Genomic DNA, 22,742 nt, shown 5'->3' with positions numbered 1-22,742 from the left:
ACGGCTCCGCGGCAAACGGGAGGAAGGTGCAAGCGGGGAATCCAGGGCGGTAAAAGCGTCGAGAAAAAACTCAGCCGAGCAACATCGCGATCTGCGCCTGCACGTGCGCCGATGGCAGTTGCTTGAAACCGGTCTTCGCATAACGCTGCCAGTGCCCCAGCACCGCGCCGACGATCAGGTTGGCGCGCGCCGCCACTTCGGCTTCGTTCGCCTGTCCCTGCGTGGCCGCCACGCGCAGCGACTGCTTCACCGCCAGTTCGATGCGTTCGATGAACTGGTTCATGCGCTGCTGCAGACGTTCGTCCTCGTTGACCAGCGCATCGCCGATCATCACACGCGTCATGCCGGGATTGCGTTCGGCGAAATTGAGCAGCATGGTCACGATGGCCTGCACTTGCGAGAGGCCGTTTTCCTGCTGCTCGGTGATCTTGTTGATCAGGCCGAATACCGTCGTCTCGATGAATTCGATCAACCCTTCGAACATCTGCGCCTTGCTGGCGAAATGCCGGTACAGCGCCGCCTCTGACACGTCGACCCGCGCCGCCAGCGCCGCCGTCGTGATCTTCTCTCCCTTGGGCTGCTCCAGCATCGCTGCCAGCGTCTGGAGTATCTGCAGCTTGCGTTCGCCTGGTTTGGTCGTTGCCATGATTCTATTTATGAGAAGGAAACAACAAGAAACAGCAATCTAGCGCAATCGATGCAACTGCCGGAATAGTTGCCCTACGGATTTTACTTTGACATCCACGTAAATGGGGCGTTTTGTGGCCGCAGCCGTTGCGCCGCTGCCCGGATGCATGTGGCGCGCCACATCCGGGGCCAGATATTGGGTGATCCAGGCCGTGCGCAGGCCCAATGCCCGTGCCGCCCTCAGGTTGACGACGGTATCCTCGACCAGAATGCAGCGGCCGGCCGGCAGCTTCTCGCGCGCCAGCAGTCGACGCAGCATCAGCCGCGACGGCTTGGGACGGATGCGGCCATGCACACGCATCGCCTCGATCGGCACGTGCTGCGCAAAATGCCGGTGCAGGCCGATGTGGCGCAGCACGTCGCGCGCATAGCGGCGCGGCGCATTCGTCAGCAGGATTTTGCGTCCCGGCAGCTTGTGCAGCAGGCGCGCCAGTCCGCGTTCGGTGCGGATCATCGCCGTCAGGTCATCGAAACGGTGCGCCTCTCGCAGGAAATCGTCCGGCCTGACCTGATGATGATTTACCATACCAAGCAGCGTGGCGCCGTAGCGCCGCCAGTAGCCGATGCGTTCCGCGTTGACGGCATCGGCATCGCACGGCAGGCCCCGTTCGCGCAGCACCTGTGCGATATAGGCATTCATGTTCAGATTGATCGCCGGGAAAATCGCATGCGATGCATCATGCAGCGTATTGTCGAGATCGAACAGCCAGATCGGATCTTGTCTGGACATCTTGTCATTCAATAAAAAACAGTTTCGGAAAATACCGCATGCGTCGCGCCCCCAATCTCATCGTCGCCCTTTTCGTTGCCGTCCTGCTGCCGCTTGCCAGTCTTTATACCGCATCCGCGCACGCCGATGCAGTACGCGTACCGATCGGCGGCGCGTCGCCGGAAAAGGCTCAGGCGCCGATTCCGCTGCGCGGCACGCTATACCGCGTCGAACACAACGGGCATACCTGTTATCTGTTCGGCACCGTACACGTCGGGCAGGCCGCATTCTATCCGCTCGAACCCATCGCCATGCGCGCATTGCATGCGTCGAACACGCTCGCACTGGAAATCGACATCCGCAACGAAAACGCTTTCAATCAGGCCATCGTCAAGCACGGTCTGTATACCGACGGCACCACGGTTGCCGATCATCTGACGACCGACCGGTTGGGCAAGCTGAAAGCCGCGCTGCAGCAGAACGATATTCCGTTCGAACGCGTCGCACGCATGAAGCCGTGGATGATCGCCAACCTGCTGATCGTGCAGACGATGGCGCGCAACGGCTATCCAGCGGAACAAGGACTCGAACTGTATTTCCTGTCCGTCGCGGCAAAGGAAGGCAAGATCGTGCGCGGACTGGAAACGGCCGACTATCAGCTGTCGCTGTTCAATCGCCTGGATGACACGCAACAGCAGGAATATCTGGAAGAAACGCTACAGGATCTGAACGACGGCTCCGAAGTCGCGCAAGCCATCGCACTGATCGATGCCTGGCGTCACGCCGACAGCGCACGCATGCTCACGCTGAAACAGCAGATGCTCAATGACGGCTCCGCTTCTTCGCGGTTCATCGAAGACATCCTGCTCAATCAGCGCAATCCAAGACTAGCCGATGGCATCGCGATGCTGCTGAACGACGACAAGACCTCGTTCGTCGCCATCGGCATGCTGCATCTGATCGGCGGCGAAAACAGCATTCCCGCGCTGCTGCAAAAGCGCGGCTATCAGGTCAGGAAACTTTACTGATGACCGCACTTGTCATCCGCACGGCACGCATGGACGATCTGGACGCGATCATGCAACTGGAAGCGAGCGGCTTTCCATCCGCCATCCGCGAGAGCCGCGACGTCATGCGGCAGCGGCTGGAACATTTCACCGACGGCTTCCTGATCCTCGAACATGCGGACGGCGCCATCGGCTATCTGTGCTCCGAACTGTGGGCGCAGGATCATGCCGGCGGATCGGCCCCTTGCAACACGGATCATTTCACACTCGGTCATGACATCCGGCAAACCCATCGCCACGACGGCGCGCATCTGTATGTTTCATCGATGACCATCGCACCCGCACATCGCGGCGGCGGCCTCGGCAAACGCTTCTTCCAGCAATCCGTCGCGCTGCTGCGCACGCGGCTGCCGCATCTGCACAGTTCCATTCTGCTGCTGAGCGCGGAATGGTTGCCCGCGCATCGCATCTATCGCGACTGCGGCTATGCGGAAATTGCACGGCTGCCGGTTTTTTTCGCCGACATCGCCGTGCAGGATGCCGACGCCATTGTCATGCGGCTGTCATTTTCCTGATTCATTCTCTCTTCCGCCTACTTTATTCCGTCTCTTTTATTCCGTCTCTTTTATTCTGCCTCTTCACGCCGCACCAAAAACGGGCAGACAGCAAATCGCCACGATCGCCATCATCATGGCATTGCATGGACAATGCCATCGTGGCAACATGCAGCAAGCATGCCGCGCAAGCAGGACATGCCGTCAAACGCGCCAACCGTGAGAATTCCCATGAACACGACAAGATTGTTTGAATGGCTGACCCTGCACATGCGCGCAATACGCCTCGCCATGATGCCGACGCTCGTCCTGCTGGTCGTCGGCGTCGGACTGCTGGTCCATGCCACCGGCGGTGTCAAATTCTCCTACCTGCATTCGATGTACCTGCCCGTGATGCTGGCCGGCTTCGTGTTCGGCATGCGCGGCGGTCTGCTGATCGGCCTGCTCGGCGGCCTCATACTCGGTCCCTTCATGCCGCTCGATTCCGTCACCGGCGAAATGCAGAACGTGCTGAACTGGATTTACCGCACCGGCTTCTTCATGCTGGTGGGCATGTTCAGCGGTGCCGTCAGCGACAGCGTGCGCTCCTACCTGCGACACCTGCAATGGATCGCACGCCACGACGCCGCCACGCAGCTGCCCAACCGCACCGCACTGCTCGATTCGCTGTCCGCCCTGTCGAAGAAAAAGCAGACGGCAGATTCCTTCCTGCTCGTCGTCATCTGCCTGCAGAATGCGATGGAGCTGAAGTCCGCCTTCGGCTTCGAGATCATCGAAGACCTGATGCGCCAGTCTGCGCAACGCTACGGCAGCATCCTGCGCCACCGCACGCAGGTCTATCGCATCGACGCGGAGCAGATCGGCATCCTGATCGAGAACCGTGGCGCCCGGAACGTCGATGCGCTGCTGGCCGAGCTGATGGAAGGCTCGCGCCAGCCGTTCCAGTTCAACGGCATTCCGATCCATACCGATTCGCGGCTCGGCTACATTGCCTTCGACCAGCTGATTCATCCGCCCGGTACCTATCTGCAGCGCGCCGAGGCAGCACTGGTTTCCGCCTACGAGAGCGGACAGGACTGCATCGCCTACAGCCCCGAAATCAGCACCATCGCAAAGGACAACCTGTCGGTGCTTGGCAGCCTGATGCAGGCCATCCACGAAGGCCAGCTGTCGATGCACTACCAGCCCAAGATCTGCATGCGCAGCGGCGCCATCAAGAGCGTGGAAGCGCTGATGCGTTGGCATCATCCGGAGCGCGGCAACATTCCGCCCGGCGTCTTCATTCCGCGCGCGGAACAGAGCACGCTGATCAATCTGGTCACCGAATTCGCGCTGGAACAGGCGATGCAGCAGATCGTGCAGTGGCAAGACCACGGCATCGACATTCCGGTCGCCGTCAACATCTCGCCGCGCAACCTGCTGCAACCGGGCTTTTCCGATCTGATCCTGAGCCTGTTGGAAAGGCATGGCGTCGAAGGCCGTCTGCTGGAACTGGAAGTCACGGAGGGCGCGCTGATGACCGACATGGCACGCACCATCGTCGAACTGCATCGCCTGGCCGACGCCAAGATCACGATCTCGATCGACGACTTCGGCACCGGCTATTCGTCGCTGCAATACCTGCACAAACTGCCGATCTCGCTGATCAAGATCGACCAGTCCTTCGTGCGCCGCCTGCCGGCCGACAAGGGCGCGCTGCATATCGTCGAGGCTGCCGTGACGCTGACGCACAAGATGGGCATGCAGACCATCGCGGAAGGCGTCGAAAACGAGGAAATCTACAGCGTCCTCGCCGGACTGGGCTGCGACATTGCGCAGGGCTTCGCGATTTCCCGTCCGCTGCCGGCGGCCGAATTCGAACAATGGCATAAGCGGCACAACGGCCGCTTCACTGTCGGGAAAGCCGTTTCCTGCTGACACCAGCCATCCGCCTTCAGGAAACTCGCGGGATGGCCTGCATATCGATAGAATCCCATTCCACATCCCCTCACCACCAAGGAGAATCGCATGCTGATCGAAGTCAAAGTTCCCGAGCTGACCGAAGGCGCCACCGAAGCCACGCTGCTCGGCTGGAACAAGAAAAAAGGCGACCGCGTTGCCGAAGGCGAAAACCTTACCGATCTGGAAACCACCAAGGTGGTCGTCGAAGTCGTTGCACCGGCGGCGGGCACGCTGGTCGAGATCGTGAAGGAGGAAGGCAACGAAGTCGGCGAAGGCGATGTGATCGCACGCATCGAGACCGATGCCTGAAAAACGCGGACACAAAAAAGGCGCACCTCGGTGCGCCTTTTTTATTCGCTAAATTCGCCGCATTCGCCCGCTTGGGCTTGATGCCCAATCGCTCAGTGCGAACGGATCATCGTTCCGAACGCCTGCTCCGTCAGCACTTCCAGCAGCAACGAATGCTCGATGCGGCCATCGATGATGTGCACGGTATTGACGCCCGACTTCGCCGCATCCAGCGCCGACGAAATCTTCGGCAGCATGCCGCCGGAAATCGTGCCGTCCTCGAACATCTCGTCGATCTCGCGCGCCGACAGATCGGTCAGCAGCGTGCCCTGCTTGTCCTGCACGCCGGCGATGTTGGTCATCATGATCAGTTTTTCGGCCTTCAGGATTTCCGCGATCTTGCCGGCCACCAGGTCGGCGTTGATGTTGTAGGCCTGGCCGTCGTCGCCGAAGCCGATCGGCGAGATGATGGGAATGAAGGCATCGTCCTGCAGCGCCTTGACGACTGCCGGGTTGATCGCCTCGATTTCGCCGACGAAACCGATATCGAGGAATTCGCCCGGTTTTTCCTTGTTCGGCATCTGCATCTTGCGCGCGCGGATCAGGCCGCCATCCTTGCCGGTCAGGCCGACTGCCTGGCCGCCATAATGGTTGATCAGCATCACGATGTCCTGCTGCACTTCGCCGCCCAGCACCCATTCGACGACTTCCATCGTCTCTTCATCGGTGATGCGCATGCCCTGCACGAAGGTGCCCTGCTTGCCGATTTTCTTCAGCGCATTGTCGATCTGCGGGCCGCCGCCGTGGACCACGACCGGGTTCATGCCGACCAGCTTCAGCAGGATCACGTCGCGCGCGAAGCCGTGCTTGAGTTTTTCGTCGGTCATCGCATTGCCGCCGTATTTGACGACGATGGTCTTGCCGTGGAACTTGCGGATGTACGGCAGCGCCTCGGCCAGGATTTGCGCGTGGACTTGCGGGGAAATTACAGTAAGATCGGGAGTCGTGTCGGTCATGGCATGCTCGGGAAATGAATGCCGCGATTTTACAGGGAATGCCCGCGGATTTCCGGGCGCTTCCGCTGAAATGCCGGATAAATGCGGGATTATTGCGCCACTGTTGTACAAATGACGCCGCCTGCATCTCCCCACTGACGGCGCATCCGGCACCGCGCCGCTTCCGTCTGCGCCGGCACGATGCACTGCCGGCAACTTCCCGTGAAAGAATCTCCCCTCGATGAACCACTGCCCAAACTGCAATGCAAGCTTCTCCTGCGGCGTGGCCGACGAATCGCAGCACTGCACGCAAAGCAGCACATCCGTGGCTTGCTGGTGCATGGCGCTGCCGCGCTTGCCGTCTGCCACACTGCGCGACGGAATGGAAAAAGCGGAGAGTTGCCTGTGTCCGGATTGCCTGCGTGCACGGCAACAGGCGTTGCGCGCGTCGCTTTCAGGCGACTGACGAGATTGCCGCCGATATTTCGAAGGTAGCTGCCAGGCTCAGTGACGAAACAGCGAATCAGGCAGGCGAATTGCCGCCAACACATTCGCGCCATTGCAGGCGCGGGAAATCCGCCTTGATGCTGTCGATGCTGCCGCGCGTGGCAGCATCGATGTCATGCAACTGGAAGGCGATGCGATTGCCGCCACCGACACGGGCGCTGCGCACGCCCTTCTTGTTCAGCATCGCCAACTGGTTATTCGCTGCCTCTTCCGTCTTGAACACGCCCAGCGAGATGCCCCACTGCAGCGCAGAATTGTCCTGAATGATGAAGAAATCCTCGACGCCGAACTTGCGCAGCTCGGCCGCCTTGCGTTCGGCCGCCTCCCTGTTGCCCAGCGGCGGAATGTAGACGATGTGGCGCGCGCTGTCGGCAATTGCGCGGCGCGTCACACGGTCGCCCAGCGACAGCGCCGCCAGCCGGCTTTCGAAACGCTGCGCGTCGGTCGCATCGAAATTGCCGATTTCCGCACAGGTGCCGGCAGCTGCCGACGCCGCCGTTGCCTGCTGCGTACCGGCGACCGGCGACGCAGCAGCCGGAGTCGACGCGCTCGACGTTGTCGACGATGCAGGCGCGCTTTCCGGCAACGGCACCAGCTTCAATTGTTCCGGATGCAGTTGCTGCTTCAGCCGCGACGGCTCCCGGCTGGGCGGCTGCAACGGCGCCAGCCAACCCTGCTGGTAGGCGAACAAGCCGCCATTGATTGCCAACAACAGGCCGAACAGGATTTTTAACATGATGAGGAACGTCCCAACGCTACCGTTTGCAAACCGATCAGCACCAGATTCTCGACGCGTTCATGCGCGATCGACAGATGCGGCGCGACCAAGTCTGCCGCTCCGCCAGCCAGAATGCAAGCGACCTGCTGCGCCGGATGCATGTGCGCCAATGCCGCAACCGCACGCTCGATCGCGCCGGCTTGTGCCGCGATGCAGCCGCTGACGATGGCGCCGTCGGTGTGATCGGCGAACGGCTGCAGGGCGCTCGCCTGCAGCGCGACTTCCGGTAGCTGCGCCGTGTTTTTCGCCAGCGATGCGGCCATCAGTCCCAGGCCCGGCAGGATCATGCCGCCGATGAAATCGCCGTCGGCAGTGACGGCGTCGATCGTGGTCGCCGTGCCACAAGTCGCCACCACCAGCGGCCGATCGGGAAACAATGCATGCGCGCCGATCGCGGCGGCAAAACGGTCGCATCCGAGTTGCGCGGGATTGCGATAAAGATTGCGCACGCCGCCACACTCGGCGGTCGAGACGAACCATTCGATCGCCACCGGCCGACTGCCCAGCGCATGCCGTACCGTGCGCTCCAGTTCGTCGCGCGTGCCGGCACCCGCCACGTTGGACAACAGCACGCGGCCGATGCGCAGGTTCTGCCAGATCTTTTCCAGTTCGGCCGCCTGCGCGCGCGTTACACTGCCGGCCGCATGCCAGATACCCGGCACCGGATGCGCCGCCGCACGGTCGACCAATGCCCACTTAATTCGCGTATTGCCTGCGTCCACCAGCAACAGCATGCGCTTACTCCTTGATGCGTAATGAAACGTCGCCGGCCGCAATTGCGACGCGGCCCTGATCGGTATCGAGCTGCAGGCAGCCGCTGGCATCGACGCCGCGCGCCGTTCCCTGCTGCAGCACGCGCCCCTGATCGACGATATTCACCGCTGCGCCGGCATAGGCATCGTACCGGTTCCATGCATCGGCGAATGCGGCGAATCCCTGTTCGGCGAAACGCGGCAATGCCTGCGCCAGCGCACTCAGCAGATCGGCCATCAGGCGTTCGCGGTCTCTATCCAGTTCAGCAGCATCGGCCACGACGCGGCCGATCTGCTCAGTGAGCGCTTCGGATTGCGCGAGATTGATGCCGATGCCGATGACGGCCCAGATCGTGCCGCGTTGCCGCTTGTCGACTGCGGTTTCGATGAGGATGCCGGCCAGCTTGTCGCCATTGCGCAGGATGTCGTTCGGCCATTTGAGCCGCACGTCGATGCTGGATGCCGCCAGTGTTTCCGCAACCGCGACGCCCACTGCCAGCGGCAATCCAGCAAGCTGCTGTGGCTGCAATGCAAACGGCCATGCCAGCGAAAAGGTCAGCGTCGCAGCGCCCGACGAATGCCAGCTGCGGCCCGCGCGCCCGCGGCCGGCGGTCTGGCGCAGCGCCCACAGCAACGTCGCTCCCACCAGTTCCTGCCGCGCCGCGCGTGCCAGCAGATCGGCATTCGTCGAACCGGTTTCGGCGACGATTTCCAGCACAATGTCGCGCGCCGCCGGTCCGCACAGGCCGGCCAGTCTCTGGACGGAAGGAGGCGCGGATGGGAAAGCAGATGGCAAAGAATGCATGGCGGCATTGTAGCGGCAGATTGCAGCAGCGGAATACGGACATGGCAGACGCATGCCGCACACCGATGATGCGACATCGGTGTTTCTCCCTTACACTTGCCTGATGTCGAATTTTGCCGCGCCTACGCTCATCCGCCAGAACGACAACGCGACTGCCGCCGGATCGTGGCAGGTACGCGCGCTGGCCGATCGCGCCGCGATGCAGCAGGTCAACGCGACGCTGCATACGCTACACGATGCGCAGTCGCTGCATTGGGACATTTCGCAGATCGAGGCGCTCGACTACATCGGCGCGCAATTTTTGTGGAACGCCTGGGGCCACAAGCGCCCGGCGCAACTGGTGCTGGCGCCGCAGCACGAGGATTTTTTCCGACGGCTGGAAGAAACCGGTACGCTGCAAATCAAGAAGCTGCCGAAACCGCACTGGTATTCGCTAGAGACGCTGCGCCGGATCAAATGCAATCTTCTCGATCACCTGACCGGCTTCATCATGCTGATCGGCCAGCTGGTGCTGGATCTGGGCCGCTTCATCCGGCAACCGAAGCGCGGCCCGTGGAAGGAAATTTCCGCCAGCATCTTCCACACCGGCTATCAGGCATTGGGCATCACCGCGCTGGTGGGATTTTTGATCGGCGTCGTGCTGTCCTATCTGTCAGCACAGCAATTGCATCAATTCGGCGGCGATATTTTCCTTGTCAACATTCTCGGCATGGCCGTGATCCGCGAACTGGGTCCGCTGCTGGCGGCGATCCTGGTGGCCGGCCGCTCCGGTTCGGCGATCACCGCGCAGCTGGGCGTGATGCGCGTAACGGAAGAACTCGATGCGATGCTGGTGATGGGCCTGCCGCATGGCTACCGGCTGATCATGCCGCGCGTGATCGCGCTGGCGATCTCGATGCCGCTGCTGGTGGTGTGGACCGATGCGATGGCGCTGCTGGGCGGCATGGTCGCAGCCAATATTGAACTGGGACTGACGTTCAAGTATTTCCTGACCGGCCTGCCCGATGCCGTACCGCTGGCGAACTACTGGATCGGCCTCGGCAAGGGCGTGGCATTCGGCGGCCTGATCGCGCTGGTAGCCTGCCACTTCGGCCTGCGCATCGAACCGAATACCGAAAGCCTGGGCGCAGGCACCACGATTTCTGTCGTCAGCGCCATCACCATCGTGATCCTGGCCGACGCCGTGTTCGCCATCGTTTTCAGCGGGGTGGGATTTTGAACGAATGCGATCCGATGCAGCCGGAAACGAACCGCGTGCCGATCATCGAGATCGAACACCTGCGCACGCAGTTCGGCGAGACGGTGGTGCACGACGACGTGAACCTGACGATCAACCGCGGCGAGATCGTCTCGCTGGTCGGCGGCTCGGGTTCCGGCAAGACGGTGCTGCTGCGGCAGATGCTCGGATTGACGCAACCGGCGCAGGGCACGGTGCGCGTGTTCGGCGAGGACATCAACCGCATCGACAGCGAACGGTTGCAGCAGTTGCGCAACCGCTGGGGCATGCTGTTCCAGCACGGTGCGCTGTTCTCGGCGCTGACGGTATTCGACAATGTTGCCCAACCGCTGCGCGAACTGGGCACACTACCGAAATCAGTGATCCGCGACGCGGCACTGCTGAAGCTGCAGATGGCCGGCATCGGCTGCGAGCATGCGCGCAAGATGCCGGCCGACCTGTCCGGCGGCATGATCAAGCGCGTGGCATTGGCGCGCGCACTGGCGCTGGATCCGGAACTGGTGTTTCTCGACGAGCCGACCGCCGGGCTGGACCCGAACGCCTCGGACAGCTTCGTCGACCTGATCCGCAACCTGCACGACGAGATGAAGCTGACGGTGGTGATGGTGACCCACGATCTGGACACGTTGTTCGCGCTGTCGTCACGCGTGGCGGTACTGGCCGACCGGCACATCATCGCCTACTGCGCGCCGGACAAGGTGGTCGAGTTCAAGCATCCGTTCATCGAAACCTTCTTCCGCGGCGAGCGCGGACTACGCGCGATCGAGGCAATGCCGGATGAATAGGGACAGGGAAACAGCAGAAAAGATGAGAAATTAAATGAGCAATACAACGGGAAACCGATAGAGAGTCGCATATGGAAAACAAGGCACATGCATTGATGGCCGGCATCTTCACCCTCGCGCTGCTGCTCGCCGCCGTGCTGATCGCGATGTGGTTCAACCAGGATCGCGTCGAACGCGTCCCGTACGAGATCGCCACCACGCTGTCGGTTCCGGGACTGAACCCGCAGGCCGGCGTACGCTACCGCGGACTGGATGTCGGCCGTGTCGACGCCGTACTGTTCGATCCGCAGAAGCCGGGCCAGATCCTGATCCGCTTCAGCGTGACGAAAGACACGCCGATTACGCACTCGACCTTCGCTACGCTCAGCTATCAGGGCGTCACCGGCCTGGCCTATCTACAGCTGGACGACAACGGCCGCGACCCGACGCTACTGCCGACGTCGAAACAGAAACCGGCACGCATCGCGCTACGCCCCGGCCTGCTCGACACGCTGCAACTGCGCGGCCTGGCGATCTTGAAGCAGACCGAAGAACTGGCAAGGCGTGCCAACGATCTGTTGTCGGACGCCAACCTGAAGGCGGCAACATCCGCACTCAACGATGTCAGCCGCGCCGCCAACAAACTGGCCGAGGTGCCGGAAAAACTGCAGCCGACGCTGGAACAGTTGCCCGGCCTGACAAAACGCGCCGATAGCGTGCTTACCTCACTGAACAAACTTTCCGACGATGCCGCCATACTGACATCCAACCTGAATGACCTGACAACGCATCTGAATTCCCCGGATGGTCCGCTGGCCGGCCTCAATCAGACAGTGGGCAACGTCGGCTCCGCCGCCGCCATGGTCGAATACCAGGCCGTGCCGCTGCTCAACGAAACCCGCACGTCGATGCGTGCATTGAACCGCACGCTAGAGACATTCAACCAGCGGCCGCAAAGCATCCTGTTCGGCGCGTCGCCGGTACCGCCCGGCCCGGGCGAACCCGGATTCAGCGCTGCCGCTCCGTAAGTTCACCGTCGTTCACCATTCCAGGCTTCTTCTTATGATGACTGCACTGTCGACCTCCCTTTCCCGCCGCCGCGCCGTCGCTGCGCTGGCGGCCGGCACACTGCTTGCCGGCCTGCTGTCCGGATGCGCAGGCACACCGCCGGCCGATATGGATCTATACGATCTGGGGCCGCTGAAACCGGATACCGTCTCGGCTTCGCCGCTGCCGGCGATCAGCGTCGCCGACATTCGCGCGCCTGCATGGATGGACAGCCAGATGATGTTCTACCGGCTCAACTATGCGAACGATCTGCAGCCGCGCCCCTATTCGGCCAGCAAATGGACGATGCCTCCGGCGCAGCTGTTCGAGCAGCGGCTGAAGGCATCGCTGGCGCGTGCCGGCGGGGTCGTCGTGTCGGCATCCGACGGCGCACTCAATCTGCCTGTGCTGCATCTGGAAGCCGACGATTTCTCGCAGACCTTCGCCAGCGCCAGCAACAGCACCGTGCATGTCGCCATCCGCGCATCGCTGTTTGACGGCCGCGTGCTGCGCGCACAGAAAAACTTCGTCAAGCAAATGCCCGCCGCCAGTGCCGATGCCAAAGGCGGCGCAGCTGCGCTGGCTGCCGCCAGCGACGCCATCATCAGCGAGGTCGGCGCATGGCTGGCGGCACTGCCCCCGAAAAAATGACGCCCCAGCTTCCGGTCACCGAGCCGGAAGCATCGATCGTGTCGCGCGGCGCATTGCTGGCGTGGCTGTTCCTGATCGTCTATGCGAGCCTGTATCCGTTCACGGGCTGGCAGCATGTCGGCCTGCCATTGCAGGCTTATCTGTTCGCCGGCATGCCGCGCTACTGGACCGGTTTCGATGCAGCGATCAACGTGCTGGGCTACATTCCGCTCGGCATCCTCGCCGTCTATGCGCTACATCCGCGCATCCGCAATACCGCCGCGATGCTGCTGGCGCTGCTGCTCGGCATCGTCGTCTCCGGCACGATGGAAACGCTGCAAACCTTCCTGCCCAATCGCGTCGCATCCAATCTCGATTTCCTGACCAATAGCCTGGGCGCGCTGATCGGCGCCGTCATCGGCAGCCGCAGCAGCCATCTGGTGCTAGAACGCAGCCGCCTGCGCCACATCCGCCATCGCTGGTTCACCGCCGAGGCCAGCCGCGGACTAATCATTCTGGCGCTGTGGCCGCTGGCGCAGATCTATCCACAAGGCTATCTGTTCGGCAATGGCCAGATCCTGCCCATTCTTTCCGAATGGCTGTCGGCCTGGCTGGATGCGCCCATCGATCTCGGCGACCTGCTGCGCAGCGGCGTGCAGCTGTCGGCCGAACAATACTGGCTGGCCGAAACCGCCATCACTGCCTGCCAGGTTGCCGGCGCGCTGTTGGCACTGCACTGCATGCTACGCGACAAGGCGCCGCGCCTGCTGTTGCCGGCGGCATGGTTGCTGGCCGCGCTCGCCGTCAAGGCGCTGGCGTCGGCCTTGCTGTTCAAGCCGCAGAATGCATTTGCCTGGGTCACCGCCGGCGCGATGGGCGGCCTGCTGCTGGGCATCGTGTTGTCGAGCGCATTGACGCGTCTGCGTCCGCCGCTGCAACGGCGCTGTGCGGCAATGCTGCTGATCGTCGCACTGCTTGCCGTCAATCTCGCGCCGCCGAATCCGTATTTCGTCGCCACGCTGGAAACCTGGGTGCAGGGCAAGTTCCTCAACTTCAATGGTGCCGCACAATTCCTGTCGCTGCTGTGGCCGTTTTCCGCGCTGTGGTTCCTGCTGCATGCGACACACCGCACGAAGCGCAAATAGCAAATCGTTCCGCCGCAGGCGCGGCAGATGCCGAAACGTTCGATGCCGCCAATGCCGATGCGGATACCGACAAGTCAGCGGGTGTATCATTTCGCTCTTTGAGGCCCTTCTTTCGGGCCGCTCCTTGAAGCGAACAATGCGATGACCGACGACAAGCCTTTTTTCCGCCAGCACGTATTCGTCTGCATGAACAAGCGCGACGACGGCCGCGAATGCTGCGCCGACAAGGGCGCGCATGCGGCGCAGCAGCACCTGAAGGCGCGCGTCAAGGAACTCGGGCTGAACCGCAACGGCGACGTGCGCGTCAACCAGTCGGGCTGCCTCGGGCGCTGCGAGGAAGGCCCGGTCATCGTCGTCTATCCGCAAGGCACCTGGTACACCTACGTCGACGAGCAGGATATCGACGAAATCATCGACGAACATCTGGTCGGCGGAAAAATCGTCGAGCGCCTTGTCATCTGAATCCGCATGCGCAACGTTTTCCGCCATCGAATGTCATCATGAAAACCCAACTCTTCACCCTCGCAGGCGCTGCCGGTCCGCTCGAATGCGCACTGGATCTGCCAGATGACGCGCAGCACAACGCGCCGCGCGGCCTGGCGCTGGTCGCCCATCCGCATCCGCTGTTCGGCGGCACGATGGAAAACAAGGTCGTCACCACGCTGATGCGCGCCTTCGTCTCGCTCGGCTACGCGACCGTGCGCATGAATTTCCGCGGCGTCGGCGCGTCCGGCGGCGCATACGACGAAGGCCGCGGCGAGACCGACGACATGGCGCAGCTGCTGGAACACATGCGCGCGCAGTATCCGGGCCTGCCGTTCGTGCTGTCCGGCTTTTCGTTCGGCACCTTCGTGCAGACGCAATTGCAGAAACGCCTGGAAGAACAGGGCACGCCGGCCGAACGCCTGGTGCTGTGCGGCGCCGCACCAGGCAAGTGGCCGCTACCGACAGTACCGAAGGACACCATCGTCATCCACGGCGAGCTGGACGAGACGATTCCGCTGGCCGACGTCTTCGACTGGGCGCGCCCGCAGGACCTGCCGGTGATCGTGGTGCCGGGCTCCGATCATTTTTTCAATCGCAAGTTGCAACATATCAAGCGCTTCGTGGTCGAAATGTGGCCTTGCTGACCTCGTTGCGATGTTTGCACTGCACCATACGATTCGATTTTCGATTCATTTTTGTTAACCTCCGCACGCCATACACGGTACGCGCCCGTTCTTCGATCAGTCTCATGAAAAAACTATTTGCGGCTCTCGCCGTCGCCCTGCTTTCGGTTTCCTCCGCCTTCGCCCAGATCACCATCCCCTCGCCGACCATCAACGCCAAATCCTGGCTGCTGCTTGATGCGACAAGCAACCAGATTCTGGCTTCGAACGAACCGGACATGCGCATCGAGCCGGCATCGCTGACCAAGCTGATGACGGCCTACGTCGTGTTCGACGCGCTCAACGAAAAGCGCATCTCGATGGATCAGATGGTCACGGTGTCGACCAAGGCATGGAAAGTCGATGCCGAAAGCTCGAAGATGTTCATCGAGCCGCGCGTACCGGTCAGCGTGCATGACCTGGTCTACGGCCTGATCGTCCAGTCCGGCAACGACGCCTCCGTCGCGCTGGCCGAAACCGTCGCCGGCACCGAAGACGCCTTCGTCGCGATGATGAACCGCGAAGCAGAACGCATCGGCATGAAATCCACGCACTTTGCCAATTCGCACGGTCTGCCGAGCCCGGACAACTATTCGACCGCGCGCGACCTCGCTACCCTTGCCTCACATCTGGCCGTCGATCATCCGGAGCTGTACAAGATCTATTCGACCAAGGAATTCACCTACAACAAGATTCGCCAGCCGAACCGCAACCGCCTGCTGTGGCTGGATCCGACCGTCGACGGCATGAAGACCGGCCACACGGAAAACGCCGGCTACTGCCTGATCTCCACCGCCAAGCGCCCGAACGGCAAGAACGGCGACCGCCGCCTGATCTCGATCGTGCTCGGCACCTCGTCCGATCAGATGCGCACGCAGGAAAGCCAGAAGCTGCTGAACTGGGGCTTCCTCAATTTCGACACGGTGCGCCTGTATGCGAAAGACCAAGCCGTCGATACGCCGAACGTCTGGAAGGGTTCGCAGAACAGCCTGAAGATCGGCTTCAACCACGATCTGTACGTGACGGTCCCGAAAGGCACCGCCGACAAGATCAAGACCGAACTGACGCGCAAAGACCCACTGGTCGCACCGATCGACAAGAACAGCACGGTCGGCACGCTGAAGGTAACGGCCGACGGCAAGACCATCGCGGAACTGCCGGTACTGGCGCTGGAACAGGTCGGCCAGGCCGGCATGTTCGGTCGTGCGTTTGATTCGCTGCGTTTGTTGTTGCACTGATCGCAAAGGCGAATCGCCATGAACAAAACGGCAAGATCGGCACCAACGATCTTGCCGTTTTTCTTTGGCGGCTTGCCCATGAGCATCATCGCTTGCCGCCACCTTCCGCTCACGGCCGCGGGCCGCAGCGTTTAGAATGAACCTCCAACCCACGGGATGCACTCCATGGAAGACCCTTTCGTCTATCTGAACGGCGCAATGACTCCGCTTTCCGAAGCGAAGGTATCCGTGCTCGACCGCGGCTTCATCTTCGGCGACGGCATCTATGAAGTAATTCCCGTCTACGACCGCAAACCGTTCCGCCCCGCCCAGCATCTGGCGCGCTTCTTCCGTGGCATCGAAGCGGTCGATATCCGCAATCCGTACAGCGAGGCTGAATGGCTGGCACTGGTCGACAAGGTCGTGCAGGCCGCGCCGACCGAAGACCAGCTCGCCTATCTGCAAATTACGCGCGGCCCGGCACCACGCACGCACGCCTTCCCCGCACAGGAACCGAAACCGACCATTTTCCTGATGTCCAATCCGCTGATCCCGCCGACGCCGGCCATGCTGGAAAACGGCGTGGCCTGCGTGACGATGGAAGACAAGCGCTGGCTGCGTTGCGAGATCAAGTCGATCTCGCTGCTGGGCAACGTACTGGCCGCCCAGAATGCCGCCGCGCAGCAGGCCAACGAAACCATCCAGTTCCGCGACGGCAGCCTGACCGAAGGTTCGTCGTCGAATGTGTGGATCGTGAAAGATGGCACGCTGCTCGGCCCGCCGGTCGACAACCTGATTCTCGAAGGCATCCGCTATCATCTGATTGCGGAGTTGTGCGAAGCGAACGGCATTCCGTTCGAAAGCCGCCGCATCGCACGCAACGAGGTATTCGCCGCCGATGAAGTGCTGCTGTCGTCTGCGGGAAAAGAAATCCTGCCGGTCGCCACCATCGACGGCCGTATCATTGGAAACGGCAAACCCGGCCCCATATTCAAGAAGTTATATGCGGCCTATCAAACAGCAAAACGGGCCTAGCGCCCGAACCTTATCGAACTGCCGCCCAGCGGCACGGAATGCACAGCCATGACAGAACAGAAAGAAAGCCTGATCGAATATCCGAGCGACTTCCCCATCAAGGTGGTCGGCACCATGCATGACGCCTTTGCGCAAACCATCGTCGAGGTGGTGACCGTGCACGATCCCGATTTCCATGCGGGCAAGGTCGAGATGCGTCCGTCGTCGGCCGGCAACTACCTTTCGCTGACACTGACCGTGCGCGCCACCAGCCGTGAACAGCTCGACGATCTGTATCGCGCATTGTCCTCGCATCCGATGGTGAAGTTCGTCCTGTAACGGCGGGCACGTACAATCCGGCAGCACTGCATGTCCGCACTTTTACCGCCTGTCGTCCGCCGGCGCGGCCGCGAGGATTACGACACGACGTTCGCCGCGATGCGCGCTTTCACCGATACGCGTACCGCCGAGACGGTCGATGAATTGTGGATCGTCGAACATCCGCCCGTCTTCACGCTTGGCCTGGCCGCCGATCCGTCGCACGTGCTGGATGCGCACGGCGTGCCGGTCGTGCAGACCGATCGCGGCGGCGAAGTCACCTATCACGGCCCCGGCCAGGTCGTCGTCTACCTGCTGCTCGATCTGCGCCGCCGCCAGACCGGTGCGAAACTGCTGGCGCGCGATCTGGTGCATCGTATCGAGCAGGCAGTGATCGATACGCTGGCGGCGTATAATCTGGCCGTTGAACGCAAACCCGGCGCGCCCGGCATTTATCTGTCGGACGGCCCGCAGCGCGGCGCGAAAATCGCCGCGTTGGGACTGAAGATTCGCGGCAGCGGCCACACCTATCACGGCGTGTCATTGAATGTCGCCATGGACCTGGCACCTTTCACGTGGATCAATCCATGTGGCTACGAGGGGCTGGCGACTGTCGACATGTACAGCGTCGGCGCGCAAGCCGTGCTGGATCAGGTGCAGCAGCAACTGGCCGATCAACTGCTTGCGCAACTGGAACGCTAGACGAATCGACAGGTTTGCATTTTTATTGACCGACATGGCAACGACAAACTCCGCGCCATGCGCTATCGACGGCGCCCTACCCGGCACCGGCACGACAGCACACAACCACAAGCGACCAGCCAGATGACCACCGAATCCGCCTCCGCCACACCTGCCTACAATCCCAACGAAAAGCAGAAAGGCGCGGCCAAGACCATCCGCATCCCGATCAAGGTCGTGCAGGCAGAACGTCTGCCCAAGCCGGACTGGATTCGCGTGAAGGCAGCGTCGCAATCGACTCGCTTCTACGAAATCAAGGACATCCTGCGCGAGCACAAGCTGCATACCGTGTGCGAGGAAGCCAGCTGCCCGAACATCGGCGAATGCTTCGGCAAGGGCACCGCGACCTTCATGATCATGGGCGACAAGTGCACGCGCCGCTGCCCGTTCTGCGACGTCGGCCACGGCCGCCCCGATCCTCTCGACGCGAGCGAACCGGAAAACCTGGCGAAGACGATCGCCGCACTGCGCCTGAACTATGTCGTCATCACGTCGGTCGATCGCGACGATCTGCGCGATGGTGGCGCCGGCCATTTCGCCGACTGCATCCGCCGTGTGCGCGAACTGTCGCCGCAGACGCAAATCGAAGTGCTCGTCCCCGACTTCCGCGGCCGCATGGATCGCGCGCTGGAAATCCTGAAAGCCGCGCCGCCGGACGTGATGAACCACAATCTCGAAACCGCGCCGCGCCTGTACAAGGAAGCGCGCCCCGGTTCCGACTATCTGTATTCATTGAATCTGCTGAAGCGCTTCAAGGAACTGCATCCGGAAGTACCGACCAAATCCGGCATCATGGTCGGCCTGGGCGAAACGGATGAGGAAGTGCTGCAGGTGATGCGCGACATGCGCGCGCACAACGTCGACATGCTGACCATCGGACAGTATCTGATGCCGAGCGGCGATCATCTGCCGGTGCGCCGCTACGTGCATCCGGACACCTTCAAGATGTACGAGGAAGAAGCGTACAAGATGGGATTCAAGCATGCCGCCGTCGGCGCGATGGTACGCAGTTCCTATCACGCGGATCAGCAGGCGCACGGCGTGACGACGGCGATATTGCCTGCCAACTAGAGAGCATCCCGCGGCGCGGGTCGGCACGGTAGTGCAGGTATTGAAAATCGCTTTCGTTGAAGCGCCTTCAGAAAGTGCTGGCGCTTCTATCTTTGCAATCGCGACGCCGTGAATTTCCTGTAATACTCGATCTCACTGTATACGTCTCGCTTCTGACGGGCTTTCAGCGTTTCCTCGCCATTGACCCGCCAGTGCATCAACGTCATGTCGGCCGGCTTCGTCCCGGCCTCGCAGGCGCCGAGATGCTGCATGCGTGTGAGAAATCGGCCGTCGCTTTCGACGAGGTTGTCGCGATTAATGATGACGGATTCACCCTGCGTCTGATCGCCCGCAACGAACGTCGTCGTATGCCGGATATCCGTCTTGCCTGTCTTGTTTTCGATGGGAGAAGGACCGGCGCAGTGCATCGTCCAGGAGAACGTATTTCCGGCAAACGCCGGCTGCGGGCCTTCACAGGTTTCCTTCAGACCGGCAACACTGGCCTGCTGTTCGTACACTTCCAGTGCATGCAATGCGCGATCGGCTTTTGCATCAAGACAGACGTTCCAGATCTTCTGAATTTCAAATGTGGTCTTGCCGTCGGTGATGGTGCCCGTCCGGTCGATGCGCCAGAGTCCCTCAGCACGGACAGGCAGGTCTGCCGGCAGATCGAAGCCGAATGCAAGGGAGCAGGACGCCAGGGATACGGCTCCCGCCAGAATGGATAATCGTCGAGCGCGCCGCATCACATCGGCCCCAGGCGCTGGTTGATCTCTTTCCCTTCTTGCAGCAGCTTATTCACCACTTCCTGCGACTTGTAGATATTGTCGTACTCGCCCTTTTTCCGCTTGCCGAGACGATCCATGATGCCATCGCCAGGCTGCTGATCGGCCGCGCACTCACCTATCCAGCGCTGCTCCTCGACGATATGTGTTTCACCAGAAAACAGCATTTCGCGCGCAGTATCGTGCTCTTCCAGCACGACATGGCTATCGCTTTCAAACATGTATTTCCAGCGAAAATCCTTGCCGGCATCTTCGGCATCCGTCTGAGAATTGGTCCTGCACAGCATCTCGCCGCTCAGGACATTGCCGGACTGACTGAAGCCGGGTGCCTGACAGGTCAAGTCGGGATACACGACCTGCAACTCCTTGCGCAGGATAAAGAGTTCATGCAAAGCCCGATCCGCGCGCGCATCGAGGCAATATTGTTCTTTCGAGCTGACTTTTCCCAAACCGTCCATGGTGCCGGTCATCACCATTTCCCATAGCCCCGGTTTGCGGGCCGGCATGTCCTTGGGAAGATCATATGCGGCGGCCGGCAACGCGACGAGCGCGTACCAACTCAAACCGGCGAGAGATTTCACCACGATGTTCGGCAGTCTTTCGTATCGCAATTCCTCTCCTTCCATTCAGTCTTGGCCTTGCAGCAGTCGTCCAGCGCGCATCAGGTTCGTGCCATGAAACATGGGCGATAAACGTTAAATATTATAAACATAATAAGTAACATATTTTCAACAGAGGTCGATTGGCATCGCCGAACGGTTGCTTCATATGCCAGTCTCATCGCTCGGATCACACCGACTTGATCTCGCCGCCATCGATGCGCAGCGCCGATCCGGTCATCCATTTCGCTGCCGGCGAAACGAGAAAGGCCATCAGTTCGGCGATTTCTTCCGGCTGGCCGTAACGTGCGATGTCCGCCGCATCGAGAAACTTTGACTTCGCTTCTTCCACCGACAGATTGTTCGCAGTCGACCATTTGGCGAGAAAGGCTTCGCGCCGCCCCGTCATCACCGGCCCCGGCAGCACGCTGTTGACCTGCACGCCGTCATGGATGCCGCGTTCGGAAAAGGCTTTTGCCAGAGACACGATCGCCGCATTGATCGCTGCCACTGCGGCAAACGCCGCCTTCGGCACGTCGGCCGAATTGCCGGAAGTCAGCACGACCGAACCTTGCGTCGCCTTCAATGCCTCCCATGCGCGTATCGTCAGTCGGCGTGCGCCGTGAAATTTCAGCGCCATGCCGGCGTCCCATTGCTCGTCCGTCATCTGGAACAGATCAATCTGTGGCACATCCCCGGCAATATTGACGAGCGCATCGATGCGGCCGAAACGTTTCAACGTCCGATCGACGATCGCATCCGCCGCCGACGATTCGCTCAGGTCGAGCGCAACGGTCAGCGCCTGCGCACCGGCCTTGCCGACTTCCCTTACCGTTTCTTCCAGCTTGTCGGCATTGCGCGCGACCAGCACTACATTGGCGAAATCCCTGGCGAGGCGAATCGCCGTTGCACGACCGATGCCTTGGCTTGCGCCTGTCACGATGGCTGTTTTTTGCATGATGTTTTTCCTTGATATTGTTGAATGAATGTCGTCATACCGTCGCAATGAAGCGTCAATCCACCAGCACGACCATCTTTCCCCTGGCCTGATTGGTTTCCATCACGCGATGTGCTTCGTGAATTTCGTTGAAATAGAAGACGCGCGACGGGTTGGCGACATAACGGCCTTTCGCCACGTCGCGCGCGATGTCCTGCAGCGGCACATCGGATAATGGGAATTGCGGTTCGCCGAACACGAAGCTGCCGAAGAAAGTCAGGTACACGCCACTGGCCATCTGCAACAGCGGATTGCAGTCGGGAATCGGATCGAGCCCGCCCAGCCAGCCGGCCAGGCAAACGCGGCCGCCGCGACGCACGATATTCAGCGAATCCATGACGACGCTGTTGCCGACCAGATCGAGCACGGCGTCGATCCGTTTCGTATCGGGTAGTCGCGTCGATAATCCCGCCCCTTCCAGTTCGCAACGCGCGACGCCCAGCTCTTCCAGCATCGCGAAGCGTTCCTTGCTGCGCGTCGTTGCAATGACCTTCACGCCGGCATTGACCGCCATGTTGATCGCAGCCTGACCGAACGACGATGTCGCGCCGCGAATAAGCAAGGTCTGTCCTTTCTGGATATCGAGATTGCGGAACAGGCAGGTCCACGCCGTCGCATAAGTTTCCGGCAATCCAGCCAGCACTTCCCACGGCAGATCCGATTCGATCGAGACAACGTTCTCGACGCGCACTTTCGTGTATTCGGCATAGCTGCCGTTGACCGTGCGGCCCAGCCCGCCCATCAGCGCCGCGACTTTCTGGCCGACCTTGAATTCGCCGCCCGGACACGATTTGACGAGACCGACGCATTCGATGCCGGGCACCGGCGCCGATTCGGCCCACTCGCCGCGGCGCATATGCATCTCCGCGTGATTCAGGCCGAAAGCCTTGATCGCGATGACGACATGACCGGCTTCCGCCGTCGGCTCCGGCAATTCCTGATAAGCCAGCCCTTCGACCGGACCGTATTCCTTGATGACGATGGCGCGCATGCTGCACTCCTTTGAAGATGGATATTGAAATTGGAA

General features: G+C 61.2%; 27 protein-coding genes. 17 read left to right on the top strand and 10 right to left on the bottom strand.

Translation table 11 applies throughout. The features are described 5' to 3' along the window. Window positions 1-70: 70 nt before the first annotated feature. On the bottom strand, window positions 71-646 hold the full coding sequence (slmA, locus tag ACO1VH_RS10435; protein ID WP_486244401.1) for a nucleoid occlusion factor SlmA: 576 nt from the start codon (window positions 644-646) through the stop codon (window positions 71-73). 39 nt (window positions 647-685) lie between these two features. Continuing rightward, window positions 686-1,417 (bottom strand): pyrimidine 5'-nucleotidase, encoded by a 732-nt coding sequence (locus ACO1VH_RS10430; protein ID WP_486244400.1) that lies wholly within the window; start codon window positions 1,415-1,417, stop codon window positions 686-688. A gap of 38 nt (window positions 1,418-1,455) precedes the next feature. On the opposite strand from ACO1VH_RS10430, the gene ACO1VH_RS10425 reads away from it, so the two are divergent. From ACO1VH_RS10425 to ACO1VH_RS10410, 4 genes are all read left to right on the top strand, one after another. After that, window positions 1,456-2,424, top strand: coding sequence for a TraB/GumN family protein (locus tag ACO1VH_RS10425; RefSeq protein ID WP_486244399.1), 969 nt, complete (start codon window positions 1,456-1,458; stop codon window positions 2,422-2,424). Next, entirely contained in the window at window positions 2,424-2,978 is a 555-nt protein-coding gene (locus ACO1VH_RS10420; protein ID WP_486244398.1) for a GNAT family N-acetyltransferase, read from the top strand. Before ACO1VH_RS10425 ends, ACO1VH_RS10420 begins: the two co-directional genes overlap by 1 nt. A 210-nt stretch (window positions 2,979-3,188) precedes the next feature. Continuing rightward, window positions 3,189-4,874 carry a putative bifunctional diguanylate cyclase/phosphodiesterase gene (locus ACO1VH_RS10415; protein ID WP_486244397.1) on the top strand — a complete coding sequence of 562 codons (1,686 nt, stop codon included), beginning with the start codon at window positions 3,189-3,191 and terminating at the stop codon, window positions 4,872-4,874. A gap of 90 nt (window positions 4,875-4,964) precedes the next feature. Next, window positions 4,965-5,207 (top strand): biotin/lipoyl-containing protein, encoded by a 243-nt coding sequence (locus tag ACO1VH_RS10410; protein ID WP_486244396.1) that lies wholly within the window; start codon window positions 4,965-4,967, stop codon window positions 5,205-5,207. Window positions 5,208-5,299: 92 nt separating this feature from the next. Here ACO1VH_RS10410 and argB read toward each other — a convergent pair whose 3' ends face one another. Beyond that, on the bottom strand, window positions 5,300-6,202 hold the full coding sequence (argB, locus tag ACO1VH_RS10405) for an acetylglutamate kinase (RefSeq protein WP_486244395.1): 903 nt from the start codon (window positions 6,200-6,202) through the stop codon (window positions 5,300-5,302). Window positions 6,203-6,422: 220 nt separating this feature from the next. Here argB and ACO1VH_RS10400 point away from each other — a divergent pair, with 220 nt between their 5' ends. Further along, on the top strand, window positions 6,423-6,647 hold the full coding sequence (locus ACO1VH_RS10400) for a cysteine-rich CWC family protein (protein ID WP_486244394.1): 225 nt from the start codon (window positions 6,423-6,425) through the stop codon (window positions 6,645-6,647). A 57-nt stretch (window positions 6,648-6,704) separates the two neighbouring features. Here ACO1VH_RS10400 and ACO1VH_RS10395 read toward each other — a convergent pair whose 3' ends face one another. From ACO1VH_RS10395 to ACO1VH_RS10385, 3 genes are read right to left on the bottom strand one after another with little or no spacing between them, the layout of a single operon-like run. Continuing rightward, entirely contained in the window at window positions 6,705-7,424 is a 720-nt protein-coding gene (locus tag ACO1VH_RS10395) for an SPOR domain-containing protein (protein WP_486244393.1), read from the bottom strand. Next, a complete protein-coding gene (locus ACO1VH_RS10390) occupies window positions 7,418-8,200 on the bottom strand; it encodes a type III pantothenate kinase (protein WP_486244392.1) in 783 nt (260 codons plus the stop codon). Before ACO1VH_RS10390 ends, ACO1VH_RS10395 begins: the two co-directional genes overlap by 7 nt. A 4-nt stretch (window positions 8,201-8,204) precedes the next feature. Next, window positions 8,205-9,023 carry a biotin--[acetyl-CoA-carboxylase] ligase gene (locus tag ACO1VH_RS10385; RefSeq protein WP_486244391.1) on the bottom strand — a complete coding sequence of 273 codons (819 nt, stop codon included), beginning with the start codon at window positions 9,021-9,023 and terminating at the stop codon, window positions 8,205-8,207. Between the two features lie 103 nt (window positions 9,024-9,126). On the opposite strand from ACO1VH_RS10385, the gene ACO1VH_RS10380 reads away from it, so the two are divergent. From ACO1VH_RS10380 to lipA, 12 genes are all read left to right on the top strand, one after another. Continuing rightward, window positions 9,127-10,242: an MlaE family ABC transporter permease gene (locus ACO1VH_RS10380; RefSeq protein ID WP_486244514.1), complete on the top strand. Its 1,116-nt coding sequence runs from the start codon at window positions 9,127-9,129 to the stop codon at window positions 10,240-10,242. Window positions 10,243-10,256: 14 nt separating this feature from the next. Continuing rightward, a complete protein-coding gene (locus tag ACO1VH_RS10375; RefSeq protein WP_486244390.1) occupies window positions 10,257-11,045 on the top strand; it encodes an ABC transporter ATP-binding protein in 789 nt (262 codons plus the stop codon). Between the two features lie 71 nt (window positions 11,046-11,116). Continuing rightward, the gene (locus tag ACO1VH_RS10370; protein ID WP_486244389.1) at window positions 11,117-12,052 is read left to right on the top strand and encodes an MlaD family protein; all 936 of its coding nucleotides are present in this window, start codon (window positions 11,117-11,119) and stop codon (window positions 12,050-12,052) included. A gap of 34 nt (window positions 12,053-12,086) precedes the next feature. Beyond that, a complete protein-coding gene (locus ACO1VH_RS10365) occupies window positions 12,087-12,722 on the top strand; it encodes an ABC-type transport auxiliary lipoprotein family protein (protein ID WP_486244388.1) in 636 nt (211 codons plus the stop codon). After that, on the top strand, window positions 12,719-13,846 hold the full coding sequence (locus ACO1VH_RS10360) for a VanZ family protein (protein WP_486244387.1): 1,128 nt from the start codon (window positions 12,719-12,721) through the stop codon (window positions 13,844-13,846). The genes ACO1VH_RS10365 and ACO1VH_RS10360 overlap by 4 nt, the downstream gene beginning before the upstream one ends. 141 nt (window positions 13,847-13,987) lie before the next feature. Further along, window positions 13,988-14,308, top strand: a complete 321-nt coding sequence (locus ACO1VH_RS10355) for a (2Fe-2S) ferredoxin domain-containing protein (protein WP_188419862.1) — start codon at window positions 13,988-13,990, stop codon at window positions 14,306-14,308. A 38-nt stretch (window positions 14,309-14,346) separates the two neighbouring features. Then, on the top strand, window positions 14,347-14,976 hold the full coding sequence (locus ACO1VH_RS10350; protein WP_486244386.1) for an alpha/beta hydrolase: 630 nt from the start codon (window positions 14,347-14,349) through the stop codon (window positions 14,974-14,976). A gap of 104 nt (window positions 14,977-15,080) precedes the next feature. Continuing rightward, window positions 15,081-16,232, top strand: coding sequence for a D-alanyl-D-alanine carboxypeptidase family protein (locus ACO1VH_RS10345; protein WP_486244385.1), 1,152 nt, complete (start codon window positions 15,081-15,083; stop codon window positions 16,230-16,232). Between the two features lie 165 nt (window positions 16,233-16,397). Next, complete coding sequence (locus tag ACO1VH_RS10340) at window positions 16,398-17,246, top strand: D-amino acid aminotransferase (RefSeq protein ID WP_486244384.1); 849 nt, start codon at window positions 16,398-16,400, stop codon at window positions 17,244-17,246. 48 nt (window positions 17,247-17,294) lie between these two features. Next, the gene (locus ACO1VH_RS10335; RefSeq protein WP_486244383.1) at window positions 17,295-17,564 is read left to right on the top strand and encodes an HP0495 family protein; all 270 of its coding nucleotides are present in this window, start codon (window positions 17,295-17,297) and stop codon (window positions 17,562-17,564) included. 30 nt (window positions 17,565-17,594) lie between these two features. Further along, entirely contained in the window at window positions 17,595-18,245 is a 651-nt protein-coding gene (lipB, locus tag ACO1VH_RS10330; protein ID WP_486244382.1) for a lipoyl(octanoyl) transferase LipB, read from the top strand. Window positions 18,246-18,368: 123 nt separating this feature from the next. After that, the gene (lipA, locus tag ACO1VH_RS10325) at window positions 18,369-19,355 is read left to right on the top strand and encodes a lipoyl synthase (protein WP_486244381.1); all 987 of its coding nucleotides are present in this window, start codon (window positions 18,369-18,371) and stop codon (window positions 19,353-19,355) included. Between the two features lie 86 nt (window positions 19,356-19,441). Here lipA and ACO1VH_RS10320 read toward each other — a convergent pair whose 3' ends face one another. The 4 genes from ACO1VH_RS10320 to ACO1VH_RS10305 form a co-directional block, all read right to left on the bottom strand. Then, a complete protein-coding gene (locus tag ACO1VH_RS10320; protein ID WP_486244380.1) occupies window positions 19,442-20,080 on the bottom strand; it encodes a hypothetical protein in 639 nt (212 codons plus the stop codon). Continuing rightward, window positions 20,080-20,730, bottom strand: coding sequence for a DUF3617 domain-containing protein (locus ACO1VH_RS10315; protein ID WP_486244379.1), 651 nt, complete (start codon window positions 20,728-20,730; stop codon window positions 20,080-20,082). The genes ACO1VH_RS10320 and ACO1VH_RS10315 overlap by 1 nt, the downstream gene beginning before the upstream one ends. Before the next feature lie 178 nt (window positions 20,731-20,908). After that, window positions 20,909-21,676, bottom strand: coding sequence for an SDR family oxidoreductase (locus ACO1VH_RS10310; RefSeq protein ID WP_486244378.1), 768 nt, complete (start codon window positions 21,674-21,676; stop codon window positions 20,909-20,911). Between the two features lie 55 nt (window positions 21,677-21,731). Continuing rightward, on the bottom strand, window positions 21,732-22,706 hold the full coding sequence (locus ACO1VH_RS10305; RefSeq protein WP_486244377.1) for a zinc-binding alcohol dehydrogenase family protein: 975 nt from the start codon (window positions 22,704-22,706) through the stop codon (window positions 21,732-21,734). Between the last annotated feature and the right edge of the window lie 36 nt (window positions 22,707-22,742).

The organism is Oxalicibacterium sp., assembly GCF_057353965.1.
This window is presented reverse-complemented; position numbering and strand designations above follow the sequence as displayed.